Consider the following 12,835-nt stretch of genomic DNA (forward strand, 5'->3'; position numbering starts at 1 on the left):
AACTCCCCCGTCTCGCCCGCCGTGGGTCCCGGCCACCGGGATTGTCGCCCGATCGTCACCCGCCGCCGCGCGGGACGCCCCCGCCGTGCACCCGGAGGTGGACCGCACCGTCCTCGCGCGTCCGACCGCGGGTGCACGACGGCCGGGCGCGACGCGCCTAGGCTCGGGGGATGTCGTGGTGGGACCGGTTGTGGCAGTGGGAGGACACCCACCGGCAGGGCGTCGACGTCGCGCTCACCTTCGTCCTCGCGCTCGGGCTGGTCGCGCCGTCGGTCGCCATCCTGAGCACCGGGACGTCGGGCGTCGGGCCGCTGCTGCTCGCGCTGTGCGTGCTGGGTGTCGTCGTGCCGCTGGCGTGGCGGCGCACGCGTCCGGCCGCGTCCGTGGCGGTCGTCTACACCTGCGCGCTGCTGCACGTCGTCGCGGGGTTCCCCGTGCTGCTCGTCGACGCCGTCGTCCCGTTCGCGCTGTACTCGGTCGCGCTGCACGGGCCGCGGTGGGCGCACCGCACGGGCATCGTCGGCGCGCTGGTCGGCTCCGTGCTGGTGGGCGTCGGCGTCGCGCTGCCGTACGACCGGACCGGCGCGGTCCTGCTCACGGTGCTGGCCGCGAGCATCTTCCTCGTCGCCTGGGCGTTCGGCCTCGTGCGCCGCAGCCGGCGTGAGCACGTCGAGGCGCTCGTCGACCGGACGCACCGGCTCGAGGTGGAGCGTGACCAGCAGGCGATCATCGCGACCGCCGCGGAGCGCGCGCGCATCGCACGCGAGATGCACGACATCGTCGCCCACAGCCTCTCGGTGATGATCGCCCAGGCCGACGGCGGACGCTACGCCGGCGCGCAGGACCCCGCGGCGGCGACGCGCGCGCTCGGCACGATCGCCGAGACCGGGCGCGCGGCGCTGACCGACATGCGCCGCCTGCTGGGCGTGCTGCGCGACGCTCCCGGTGCCGAGCCCTCCGGCGGGCGCGCACCCGGTGTCCTCGCGCGGGCACCCGGTCCCCGCTCGACGCCCACGCTGCCCACGACGACGACGACGTCGCCGCAGCCGGCCGCGGAGGACGTCGAGCAGCTCGTCGCGCAGATGCGTGCCGGCGGCGTCCGCGTGTCCTTCGTGCGCCTGGGCACACCGCGGCACCTGCCGCCGGGTGCCGGCCTGACGGTGTACCGGATCGCGCAGGAGTCGCTGACGAACGTCCTCAAGCACGCCGGGCCCGACCCGGGGGTGACCGTCCTGCTGCAGTGGCAGCCGGCGGCGGTCACGGTCGAGGTCAGCGACGACGGCCGGGGTGCCGCCGCGGACTCCGACGGCCTGGGGCAGGGCCTGCTGGGGATGCGCGAGCGCGCCGCGATGTTCGGCGGGACCGTGACCGCCGGACCGCGGCCCGGTGGCGGCTTCCGCGTGCGCGCCACGCTGCCGACGCCCGGTGGGCCACCGGCCCACCACGAACCGGCCACGACCCACCACGAACCTGCGGGAGAATCCTCCTCGTGAGCACCACCACCGACCCCGGCGCCCCCGTGCGCGTCGCCCTCGTCGACGACCAGCAGCTCGTCCGTGCCGGCTTCCGCATGGTCATCGACTCCCAGCCGGACCTCGAGGTCGTGCTGGAGGCCGGTGACGGCGCGCAGGCGGTCCGCGCCCTCGACCCGGCGGCGCGGACGGCGACGGGACCCGTGGACGTCGTCCTCATGGACGTGCGCATGCCGACGATGGACGGGCTGGCAGCCACCGAGCAGATCGTGTCGCGCGCCACGCCGGAGGCGCCCGCTCCGCGCGTCATCGTGCTGACGACCTTCGACCTCGACGAGTACGTGCTGACCGCGATCCGCGCCGGTGCCAGCGGGTTCCTGCTCAAGGACGCCCCACCGGAGGAGATGCTCGCGGCGATCCGGACCGTCCACCGCGGCGACGCCGTGATCGCGCCGTCGAGCACACGACGGCTGCTGGAGCACCTCGTGACCGCGCTGCCCGACGACGCGCCGGCCACCGACGGCCACCCCGCGCGCCAGGCGGTCGACCAGCTCACCGACCGCGAGCGCGAGGTCCTGGTCCTCATGGCGCGTGGCCGCTCGAACACCGAGATCGGCCGGGACCTCTTCGTCGCGGAGGCCACGGTCAAGACGCACGTCGGTCGCATCCTGGCGAAGCTGGGCGCGCGCGACCGCGTGCAGGCCGTCGTCGTGGCGTACGAGGCCGGCCTGGTGCGACCGGGGGCCTGAGTCGACCCCGCCCATGGTCGCCCGCCGCACCGGGAGCCGTGCGGCCACGGGATGACTCCGCCACCGGCGCCACCCACCCTGGGCCGGACGCGCCGCGTGCCCGACCCCGACGACGCTGGGGGCACACCGTCGACGACAAGGAGCACCCGTTGAACACCACTGCCCCCCGCACCCACGAGCGTGACGCGGCGGACCCGACCCCCGCGTCCCGCGCCCGCGCACTGACCAAGGTGTACGGGTCCGGTGCGGCCGAGGTCCGCGCCCTCGACGGGGTCGACGTGGACTTCGCGAGCGGGGCCTTCACGGCCATCATGGGCCCGTCGGGCTCCGGCAAGTCGACGCTCATGCACCTGCTCGCAGGGCTGGACGACGCGACCTCGGGGACCGTGCACCTGGGCTCGACGCAGATCACCTCCCTGGACGACGACGCCCTGACCCGGCTGCGCCGGGACCGCGTCGGCTTCGTCTTCCAGTCGTTCAACCTGCTGCCGATGCTCACGGCGGAGCAGAACGTGCTCCTGCCGCTGGACCTCGCCGGGCGCGCCCCGGACCGCGAGTGGTTCGACACGCTGGTCACGACGCTGGGGCTGCAGGGGCGCCTCACGCACCGGCCCGGCGAGCTGTCCGGCGGTCAGCAGCAGCGGGTCGCGATCGCACGCGCCCTGGTCACGCAGCCCGAGGTCGTCTTCGCCGACGAGCCCACGGGCAACCTGGACTCGCGCTCGGGGGCGGAGGTGCTCAGCTTCCTGCGCCGCTCCGTCCGGGAGCTCGGCCGCACGATCATCATGGTCACGCACGACCCGACGGCGGCGGCCTACGCCGACCGCGTGCTGCTGCTGGCCGACGGTCGCATCGCCGGCGACATCGCGGACCCGACGCCCGAGTCCGTGCTCGCGGGCCTGGACGCGCTGCGGACGCTCGAGGCACCTGCCGGCACGCCGACCGGCACGGTCCCGGTCGTCGACGTGACCGCGGGAGGGCTGCGCTGATGCTGCGGCTCACCCTGGCGCAGATGCGCCGCAGCCTGCCGCGGCTCGTCGCCGCCGGGCTGGCCATCCTCCTCGGATCGGCGTTCCTCACCGCGACGCTCACGGCCGGCGACGCGATCACGCGCGGCGGGTACGACGCGATCACGGCCTCCTACGGCTCGGCCGACCTCGTCGTCGCCGCGGACGAGGTCACGCTGGCGGACGCGCTGGAGGTCGCACGGGACACCCCCGGGGTGACCGCCGCCGACCCCCTGGTCCTCGGGTGGGCATCCTTCACGAGCGGACGCCGCAGCGTGTCGCAGGCGGTGCTGGCCCAGCCCTCCGCCCCGTCGCTGGCGTCGCTCGAGGTCGTCGACGGGCGCGCACCCACGTCATCGGACGAGGTCGCCCTGCCGCCGTCCACCGCGGAGCGCCTGGGCGTGGGCGTCGGTGACACCGTCCGGGCCACCTGGGTGGTGTGGTCCGACGAGGCGACGGCCGTACCCACCGACGAGGCCGCGGCCACGTCGGACGAGGGAGCCGTGGCCACCCCCGCCGCCGAGCCCGCGCCGACGCAGCCCGTCGCCACCGAGTCGACGGCGGACGTCGCCGTCGTCGGCCTGGTCGACGACCCGCGCGGCGCGTGGTCCCAGTACGGCGGCGCGGGGTCGGCGACGGTGGACGCGGTCGTGCTCTGGTCCGGAAGGAGCGGTCTCGACGAGTCCGGCGGCACCGTGCTGGTCGAGGTCGGCGAGGCGGCCGACGTCGAGGCCGTGCGCACCGCGATCTCCGAGGACCTGGCGGGCGGCGGCGAGGTCCTCACCCGCGACGAGGCCGCGATCGCAGCCGTCGAGCACTTCGGCGGGGGCAACGTGATCGTGATGCTCGTGCTCGGCTTCGCGGCCGTCGCGCTGCTGGTCGCCGGCCTGGTCATCGCCAACACGTTCCAGGTGATCGTCGCCCAGCGCACCCGCATGCTCGCACTGCTGCGGTGCGTCGGTGCGCGACGCGGCCAGCTGCGCGCGTCGGTGCTGCTCGAGGCAGGCATCCTGGGCCTCGCCTCCGGCACGGCAGGCGTCCTCGTCGGCCTGGGTCTGAGCCAGGCCGCGCTGAGCGTGCTGGCGCGCACCCAGGACGGCGTCCCGCTCCCGACCACCGTGCACCCGACGCTCACCAACGTCGTGCTCCCCGTCGTGGTCGGCACCCTCGTGACGGTCGGTGCCGCGCTGGTGCCGGCGCGCGCGGCCACCCGGGTGTCACCCGTGGCGGCGCTGCGCCCCGCGGACGACCCGTCGGTGCGGGCACGCCCGGGCAGGGTCCGGCTGGCGTTCTCGCTCCTGCTGACCCTCGGTGGCGTCGCGGCGCTGCTCGGCGGCGTCGCGATGGGCCGGGCGGGGTACGCCGTGGACGCGATGCTGCCGCTGGCGGTCGCGGTCCTCGGCGGTGCCACGTCGTTCGTCGGCCTGCTCGTCGGTGCACCCCTGTGGATCCCCGCCGTCGTGTCCGCCGTGGGCCGGCCGGTGGCGGCGATCAGCACGACCGCTCGCCTCGCGGCCGCCAACACGGTCCGCAACCCCCGGCGCACGTCGGCGACGAGCACGGCGCTGGTGATCGGCGTGACGCTCGTGATGATGATGAGCACCGGTGCCGTGTCGGCGCAGGCGTCGCTGGCGCGCGAGATGGACGAGCGCGCCCCGGTCGACCTGGTCGCGACCCGGATCGACGGCGCGGCGTTCACGACCGACGTGCGGGAGGACGTGGCGGCGCTCGACGGCGTGGCCGCGGTCGTGCCGGCGCGGTCGGGGCTCGTCGAGGGCGCGTCGGCGATGGTCGAGGTGCTCGTCGTCGGGCCGGAGCAGACGCACGTGGTGCGGGACGCCGTGGCGGCCGACGCGCTCGCGTCCGGACGCAGCGTCGTGCCGCGCTGGTGGGCGGACGACGCCACGCAGGTCGAGGCGACCGGCGGGCGGACCGCGCGGATCGACGTCCTGACCCGCGCGACGGACGGGGCGCTGCTGACGACGCAGGCCGCCGACGACCTCGCGCTCGACGAGCAGGAGACGGCGCTGCTCGTGCTGCTCGACCCCGGTGCCGACGCGATGGGGGTCATGCAGGACGTGCAGGACGCCGTCGGGAGCGACGCGGTGCAGGTCGCGAGCGCGGCCGCGGAGCGGCAGTCCGACGAACGGTTCATCGACGTGGTGCTGGCGGTCGTCATCGGTCTGCTGGGCGTGGCCGTCCTCATCGCGCTCATCGGTGTGGCGAACACGCTGTCGCTGTCGGTCATCGAGCGGCGGCGGGAGTCGGCGACGTTGCGCGCGGTCGGGCTGTCGCGCCGGGGCCTGCGGTGGATGCTCGCGACCGAGGGCATGCTGATCGCGGTGGTCGGGGCGCTGATCGGGACGGTGCTCGGTCTGCTGTACGGCTGGGCGGGCGTAGCGGCGGTCTTCGGCCCGATCAGCGACGTGCGGCTGTCGGTGCCGTGGGCGCACGTGGGTGCCGTGCTCGTGGTCGCGGTGCTCGCCGGCCTGGCGGCCTCCGCCCTCCCGGCACGGTCCGCCGCCCGCACACCGCCCGTCGCGGCGCTCGGCGTCGACTGAGCCACGGCCGCGGGACGGCGCGCAGGAGGGCCGCCGGACCGTCGAGCCGACCCGGACCCGGGCCGGGAGGTGCCACCGCGCCTCCCGGCCCGCGGTCGTCCCTCCGCACGGCGCGAGCGGACCACAGCCCCGGGGCAGGTCCGCGTCACGCACAGCTCCCCGCGGCGCACCCCCGACGGCGGCACAGCGGCCGCATGCTCCCGGGATGCGCATCACCGTCCCCTCCCCCGTCGCGCCCGCGCGGCACGTCGACGTCGACGTCGAGCCGGGCCTGTCGGCGGGTGCGCTGCGACGCCGGCTCGCGCTCCTCACGGGCGACCCGGGGTGGGCCGCGCCGCACACGCCGCTGCGGGTCGCGGGCACGGCGCTCGACGACGCCCACCCCGCGGGCGCACCGCCGCTGGTCCCCGGGGCGCACCTGGGTCCGGGCGCCGCACCCCCCGACGACGCCGCGCGTGCCGTGCTCACCGCCGTGCACGTCGCGGTGCTGCGCGGCACGGACGCCGGGCGGCTCGTGCCGCTCCCCGACGGCGCCCGGGTACGTCTGGCCGTGCCGCGCGCACCGTCGGGCACGGCCCGGCCCGCGCACGGGAGTGGTCCGCAGGACGCCGGTCCCGCCGTCCACGTGGAGACCGACCGGCGGGGACGTCGGGTGCGCGTCCGGGTCGTCGGTGCCCGCGGCACGCTGCGGGCACGGGCGCGACGCCCGGGTGCCCGCGGCGCGACCGTCGCTCGCCCCGTCGGGCGACGTGGCCGCACGTGGCCGGCCGGCACGCTGCTGAGCGTCGCCGGGACGACCTTCGTGCTGCGCGCACGCGGTGACGGCGAGCCGGCGGGGACCCGGCCGACGCACCGCCTGCCGCCGTGGGCCTGGACCGCCGCGGCGTCGTCGGTCGCCGCGCTCGTCCTGGCAGCCGCGCTGCGCCAGCCGCTGCTCCTGCTCACGGCGGTCACGGGCCTGACCGGGCTGCTCGGGCTCGTCGCCGGCGGCGCCGGCCGGTCGCGCGGCCCGTCCGCCGCCGACCCCTCCCCCGCGCCGGCCGAGGACGTCGGACCTGCGCGTCGGCCGGCGGCCGGGCCGCCCGGCGCGGACCGGGATCCCGCGGCCGGCACCGTCGACGTGGCCGCCGTCCGCCTGGCCACGGCCCGCCGCCTGCTGGACAGGGCCGGCCCCGTCGCGGGTGACGACGGCCCGTGGCCGGTCGACCGCACGCTCGCGCTCGTCGGTCCCCGCGACGCGACCCTCGCGGTCGCGCGCGCCCTCGTCGTGCGCGCGATGGGCGCCGGCGGCCCGATGCGGCTCGTCGTGCGCGGGCGTGCCGGGGACGACTGGCGCTGGACACGGTGGTGGGAGCCCTCGCAGCACCTCCCGGGGGCCGACGACGGTCACGTCCTGGTCGTCGCGGACGGCCTCGACGACGGCCTCGGGCCGTGGCGGCTCGCGGCGGGCCGGGCACTCCTGCTGCTGGTCGTGCCGCCGGGCGGCACGGTGCCGGCCTGGGCGTCGACGGTCGTCCGGGCAGGTGACGAGCCGGCCACGCGCCGGCCCCGCGCAGTGACCGCCCGCCGCACCGCCGGCGACGGGCTCGGCAGCGGGCGGGCGTCCCTCGACGACCCGCCACCGACGGGGGCCGACGACCTGGCGACGGGCCCTCCGCAGGCCGTGGGCCGCGACGTGGCCGAGGCCCAGGCGCGCGCCGCCGCCGCGCTCGGCTGGCTGCTCGCGACTCGCGGTGCGACGGGACCGCTCCCGCGCTCGGTGGCGCTGGGGCTGCTGCCCGGGGTGCCCCCACCGGACCCGGCCGCGGTCGCCGCGGCGTGGCGTCGGCCGTCCGACGCCCGAGAGCTCCGGGCGCCGGTGGGCGTCGGCGCGGACGGCCGGCCCGCCGTCCTCGACCTGGTGCGCGACGGCCCGCACGCGCTCGCCGCCGGGACGACGGGTGCCGGCAAGTCCGAGCTGCTGACGACCCTGGTGCTCGCGCTCGCCCTCACGCACCCGCCGCGACGCCTCGCGGTGCTCCTGGTCGACTTCAAGGGCGGCACCGGCCTCGGTCCGGTCGCAGGCCTCCCGCACGTCGTCGACCACGTCCACGACCTCGACGTCACCGCCGCGCGGCGCACCCTGGTGGGCCTGCGCGCCGAGCTGCACCGCCGCGAGCGCCTGCTGACCCGCGCCGGGCTCACCGACGTCGCCGACCTCGACCCCGCGGACCCCGCGACGCCCGCACGGCTGCTGGTGGTGGTCGACGAGCTGCGCGCACTGGTCGACGACCTGCCGGACGCGGCGGCCACGCTCGCGCGGCTGGGCGCCCAGGGGCGGGCCCTCGGCGTGCACCTCCTGCTCGCCACGCAGCGTCCCGGGGGCGCGGCCCCCGCAGACCTGCGGGCCAACGTGCTCCTGCGCATCGCGCTGCGGGTCGCGGACGAGGCGGACTCGCGCGAGCTCGTCGGCACGTCGGACGCCGCGCACCTGGACGCCGCCGCCCCGGGGCGCGCGCTCGTGCGCGCCGGCGCACGCGCGGCCGTGCCCGTGCAGGTGGCCCGCGCGCGGCGGCACCCGGCCGCGGCACCCGTCCGGCTCGTCCACCCGGCCGGTGGACCGTCCGACGCCCCGGGGTGGCGCGCCGCGTCCGCACCGACCGACGACGTCGCCGCGTGGGTGGACGCCGCACGCGTCGCCGCCCGGGGACTGCCCGGCACGGGCGTGCCGTGGCCGCCGGCGCTGCCGGACCGGGTCCTCGCCGCGGACGCCGGACCGCTCACGGCCCCCGGCGGGCTGCTGCTCGCGCTCGCCGACGTGCCGGCGGAGCAGCGCCGTGCGGTCGTGCGCTGGGCGCCGGACGAAGGGCCGCTCCTCGTGCTCGGTGGGCCCCGTTCCGGCCGGTCGACGACGCTGCTCACCGTCGGGACGCACGCGGTCGTCGCCGGTGCGCACGTCCACGCGGTCGGGCTGCCGGATGAGGCGCTCGCCCACCTCCACGTCGCCGCGCCGCACCTCGTGGGCACCACCCCGTCCCTCGACGACCCGCACCGCACCCTGCTGCTGCTGGACCGGCTGACGTCCCGCGACGACCGGGACGGGCCCGCCGACCTCCTGCTCGTGGACGGCCTGGACGCCCTGCTCGACGCGCTGGTGACGCACGCGCGTGGCGCGGGCGTGGAGCTGCTCACCGCCCTGCTGCACCGTCCGCCGGCCGGTGTCCACGTCGCGGCGGCAGGACCGGTCGTCCCCGCCCTCGCCCGCCTCGTGGGCGCCTTCGCGTGCCGGGTCGTCCTGCCCGTCCCCGACCCCTCCCTCGACGCCCTGGCCGGGGTCCCGCCCGCCCTCGCCGGCCCCCGCACGGACCCCGGCCGCGCGATCGTGTCCTCGCGCGACGGCACCCACCTGTGCCAGGTCGTGCTGCCGGCGACGGTGCGGTGCACCGGTCCCGTGACGGGTGGGCACCCGCGGAGGAGCGGCGGCCCGGCGGGCCCGCTGCGCATCGGCGCGCTGCCGGTGCGGTCGCCCCGGGACGGCCCGCCCTCCGCCGTCGGCGCCCGCTCCCCCCTGCCCGGCGGCATTCCGCTCGGTGCGGGCGGCGACGGCCCCTGGCCCGTGGACGTCGAGCAGGAGCGCCCGCTCGTCGTCGCCGGCCCGCCGGGGTCGGGACGCAGCACCACGCTGCGCACCCTGGCACTGGGGTGGGCCGAGGCCGGCCGACGCGTGCTGCTCGCCGGCCGGGCGTCCGGCGCACCGGGTGGCGGCGACACCCTGCCGGCACCGGGGGACGTCGTCGAGGTGTCGTGGGACGCCGCCGCCCGCCTGCTGGACGGGACGGGCGGCACGACGGGCCACGGCGCGCCCGCAGGTGCACCCGTCGTGCTCCTCGTGGACGACCAGGACCAGGCGGAGCGCGCCACGCCGGAGCTCGCGGACCTGGTGGACCGTGCGTTGACCGGCGCCCCGGGCGCACAGGTCGTGGCCCTGGCGACGACCTGCGACCACGCGTCGGGCTGCTACCGCGGGCCGGTGGCCACGGCCCTGCGCTCACGGCACGTGCTGGTGCTCGACCCGCACGGCCCGGCGGCCGCGGACCTGCTGGGCCCGGGCGCGGCCCTGCAGACCGACCCGCGGCACCGCCCGGCGGGGCGGGGGGTGCTGCGGCTCGACCGGACGCTCCTCCGCGTCCAGGTCCACGACCCCGGGCCCCGCCCTCTCGCGGGTCGCGGCCCGCGGCCCTGAGGCCCGCGGAGGACGCGGCGGGTGCCGTGGGCGGTCAGGACGCGGCCGCCCGGCCGCCCGACGTGGCCCGGACGACCCGAGGGCTGAGCACGCCCACGACGACGAGCAGCGCGAGGCCCATCGGGACGAGCGCACGCAGGCCTCCGCCCGCCCCCCACCAGGTCGCGGCGGTGACGACGACGAGGATCTGCGCCGTGAGCACCGGTCCGCGACCCCACCGGCGGCCGCCCCACAGCCCTCGGGCGGCCGCGACCAGCAGCGCCGCGGCACCGAGTGCCAGGACGACGAGGAACACGACTGGCCCGGCGTCGGCACCGCCCACCAGGGCGACCACGCCGGCGCCCGCACCCACCACGAGCGCCGCGGCCTCCAGGAGCACCGACGCGCACGCCACGACGAGCATCGTCGGGCGCGGCGACGGGGAGGGGCGAGGTGCGGGCGCGGGGCCGGACGACGTGCTGGGCATGGCACGACCCTAGGTCGCGCGTGCCCCCGACACGTCCGCCGTTCACCACCGGCCCCGGGCCGCCCGCCAATACCAGACATCGGGGGCCGATGTGACCACGCAACCCTCGATCACCGCCGCAACCGCGTGCACGGCGCACCGCGTGAGCGACGTCACGCGACGGGCTGCCCCGCGGTCCCGCGGCGCGCACGCCGCTCCTTCCCACATCGGGGACACAGCGATCTCCCAGGTCAGAGGCCTAAGGCCTGGACAGGGCCCTGACCTGGACGTTCGTTCGGCCCGTCGTGAGAGCGTCGCCCGGGGCGGGCCGGACGTGCCGACGCCACCAGCTCGCGCTGTGACCAACGCCTCAGTCGTTATGGCAATGAAACGTTGCCGTAACCCTTGTGCCCCGACGGATCGGGTGTGACGCTTGAGGCAGCACGTTTCCCCCACCACTGATCCCATGCCCACCGGCGCGCGCTCCGACGAGCGCGCGGCGAGGCGTGTGCCAAGGAGAGCCCCCATGGATTGGCGCCACCGCGCAGCCTGCCTCGACGAGGACCCCGAGCTGTTCTTCCCGATCGGCAACACGGGCCCGGCGCTGCAGCAGATCGAGGAGGCCAAGGCCGTCTGCCGTCGTTGCGACGTCGTCGACACGTGCCTGAAGTGGGCGATCGAGACCGGCCAGGACGCCGGCGTCTGGGGCGGCCTGTCCGAGGACGAGCGCCGCGCACTCAAGCGCCGCACCGCCCGCCAGCGTCGCGCCGGCTGACCGACCGGACGAGCCGCGGCCACGTGCCGCCACCGGCGCCACGCACCGACCACCTCGACAGGGCCGACCGGTCACGGCGGCCCTGTCGGCATGTCCGGGCCCGGCGCCGCACCGGGCGTCACGCCACGGTCGCCGCGTCCCGCCCCTGCCGCAGGACGGCCTCGATGACCACCGAGGTGCCGCCGCCGTCGCGGCCGCGCCACTCGATGGAGCCACCCAGCTCGTTGCGCACGAGCGTCGACACGATCTGCGTGCCCAGCCCCGTCCCGGCGCCCTTGCCGTCCGGCACGCCCCTGCCGTCGTCGACGACCTCGACCCGTAGGTGATGACCCTCCCGCTCGGCGACGACCTCCACCGTCCCGTGGTCGCGACCGGCCAGCCCGTGCTCGACGGCGTTCGTCACGAGCTCGGTCAGGATGAGGGCGAGCGCGGTCGCGTCCTCGGCCGGGACGGCGCCGAACGAACCTCGGACGGTGGTCCGCACGTGCGCCCCCGCCGTCGCCACGTCGGCCGCGAGGCGCAGGCTGCGCCCGACGAGGTCGTCGAACGGGACGCTCTCGTCCAGCGTCTGGGACAACGTCTCGTGCACCAGCGCGATCGTCGACACCCGCCGCATGGCCTCGCCCAGCGCCTCGCGCGCCTCGGGTGAGCTCATGCGCCGCGACTGCAGGCGCAGCAGCGCCGCCACCGTCTGCAGGTTGTTCTTCACGCGGTGGTGGATCTCGCGGATCGTCGCGTCCTTGGTGATGAGCTCGCGCTCGCGCCGCCGGAGCTCGGAGACGTCGCGGCACAGCAGCACGGCGCCCGTGCGCTGACCGCGCTCGGTGAGCGGCACCGCGCGCAGCGACAGCGCGACCCCGCGTGCCTCCACGTCGACGCGCCACGGGGCCCGCCCCATGAGCACCAGCGGCATCGACTCGTCGACCGTGGCGTTCTGCTCGATGAGGTCGGCCGTGACCTCGATGAGCGACCTGCCCACGAGGTCGCCGAGCGCCCCCAGGCGGTGGAAGCACGACAGCGCGTTGGGGCTCGCGTAGAGCACCTCCCCCTCACCGTTCATGCGCACGAGCCCGTCACCGACGCGGGGCGCGCCGCGGCGCGGCCCCGTCGGCGCGTCGGGCGAGGGGTACTCGCCCCGCGCGACCATGGCGACCAGGTCGTCGGCCGCCTCGACGTAGTTGAGCTCGAGCCGCGACGGCGTCCGGGCCCCCCCGAGGTTGGTCTGCCGGGCGAGGACCGCGATGGAGCGCCCGCCGCGCACGACGGGCACCGCCTCCTCGCGCACCGCGTACGAGCCGAACCAGCGCGGCTCGCGCGAACGCTGCGGCGCCTGCTCCTCGAGGGCGCGTCGCAGCTGCGCCACCTGCCCCTCGGGCGGCCGGGAGCCGACGACGTCGTCGTAGTGCACGGTGGCACCCGTCGACGGCCGGCACTGGGCGACCGCGACGAAGTCGCCGTCGGCCGTGGGGAGCCACAGCACCAGGTCGGCGAACGCCAGGTCGGAGACGACCTGCCAGTCACCGACCAGCAGGTGCAGCCACTCCAGGTCGGCGGCGTCGAGCGCACCGTGACGTGTGACGAGGTCGCTCAGCGTGGACACCGCC

At 77.4% G+C, this 12,835-nt stretch carries 8 protein-coding genes; 6 read left to right on the plus strand and 2 right to left on the minus strand.

Features of this window, described 5'->3' with window-relative positions; genetic code table 11:
* Positions 1 to 170 precede the first annotated feature (170 nt).
* The 5 genes from NP075_RS12500 (at position 171) to NP075_RS12520 (ending at position 10,011) form a co-directional block, all read left to right on the plus strand.
* Positions 171 to 1,493, plus strand: coding sequence for a sensor histidine kinase (locus NP075_RS12500; RefSeq protein ID WP_227565501.1), 1,323 nt, complete (start codon positions 171 to 173; stop codon positions 1,491 to 1,493).
* The gene (locus NP075_RS12505; protein WP_227565502.1) at positions 1,490 to 2,221 is read left to right on the plus strand and encodes a response regulator; all 732 of its coding nucleotides are present in this window, start codon (positions 1,490 to 1,492) and stop codon (positions 2,219 to 2,221) included. The genes NP075_RS12500 and NP075_RS12505 overlap by 4 nt, the downstream gene beginning before the upstream one ends.
* A 149-nt stretch (positions 2,222 to 2,370) precedes the next feature.
* Positions 2,371 to 3,210, plus strand: coding sequence for an ABC transporter ATP-binding protein (locus NP075_RS12510; RefSeq protein WP_227565503.1), 840 nt, complete (start codon positions 2,371 to 2,373; stop codon positions 3,208 to 3,210).
* Positions 3,210 to 5,789 carry an ABC transporter permease gene (locus NP075_RS12515; protein WP_227565504.1) on the plus strand — a complete coding sequence of 860 codons (2,580 nt, stop codon included), beginning with the start codon at positions 3,210 to 3,212 and terminating at the stop codon, positions 5,787 to 5,789. The genes NP075_RS12510 and NP075_RS12515 overlap by 1 nt, the downstream gene beginning before the upstream one ends.
* Before the next feature lie 205 nt (positions 5,790 to 5,994).
* Positions 5,995 to 10,011, plus strand: a complete 4,017-nt coding sequence (locus NP075_RS12520) for an FtsK/SpoIIIE domain-containing protein (protein ID WP_227582929.1) — start codon at positions 5,995 to 5,997, stop codon at positions 10,009 to 10,011.
* A 34-nt stretch (positions 10,012 to 10,045) separates the two neighbouring features.
* Here NP075_RS12520 and NP075_RS12525 read toward each other — a convergent pair whose 3' ends face one another.
* On the minus strand, positions 10,046 to 10,477 hold the full coding sequence (locus tag NP075_RS12525) for a hypothetical protein (RefSeq protein ID WP_227565506.1): 432 nt from the start codon (positions 10,475 to 10,477) through the stop codon (positions 10,046 to 10,048).
* A gap of 505 nt (positions 10,478 to 10,982) precedes the next feature.
* On the opposite strand from NP075_RS12525, the gene NP075_RS12530 reads away from it, so the two are divergent.
* Positions 10,983 to 11,231: a WhiB family transcriptional regulator gene (locus NP075_RS12530; RefSeq protein WP_013117620.1), complete on the plus strand. Its 249-nt coding sequence runs from the start codon at positions 10,983 to 10,985 to the stop codon at positions 11,229 to 11,231.
* 118 nt (positions 11,232 to 11,349) lie between these two features.
* Here the strand turns inward: NP075_RS12530 and NP075_RS12535 are convergent, their stop codons facing one another.
* On the minus strand, positions 11,350 to 12,831 hold the full coding sequence (locus NP075_RS12535; protein WP_227565507.1) for a sensor histidine kinase: 1,482 nt from the start codon (positions 12,829 to 12,831) through the stop codon (positions 11,350 to 11,352).
* Positions 12,832 to 12,835: the final 4 nt, after the last annotated feature.

This window comes from Cellulomonas wangsupingiae (assembly GCF_024508275.1).
Taxonomy (GTDB): Bacteria; Actinomycetota; Actinomycetes; order Actinomycetales; family Cellulomonadaceae; genus Cellulomonas; species Cellulomonas wangsupingiae.

What these genes read in the sequence shown, in the direction of transcription:
- NP075_RS12500 (WP_227565501.1), top strand. Translation starts at nt 171, where the DNA reads ATGTCGTGGTGGGACCGGTTGTGGCAGTGGGAGGACACCCACCGGCAG.
- NP075_RS12515 (WP_227565504.1), top strand. Translation starts at nt 3,210, where the DNA reads ATGCTGCGGCTCACCCTGGCGCAGATGCGCCGCAGCCTGCCGCGGCTC.
- NP075_RS12520 (WP_227582929.1), top strand. Translation starts at nt 5,995, where the DNA reads ATGCGCATCACCGTCCCCTCCCCCGTCGCGCCCGCGCGGCACGTCGAC.
- NP075_RS12525 (WP_227565506.1), bottom strand. Translation starts at nt 10,477, where the DNA reads ATGCCCAGCACGTCGTCCGGCCCCGCGCCCGCACCTCGCCCCTCCCCG.
- NP075_RS12530 (WP_013117620.1), top strand. Translation starts at nt 10,983, where the DNA reads ATGGATTGGCGCCACCGCGCAGCCTGCCTCGACGAGGACCCCGAGCTG.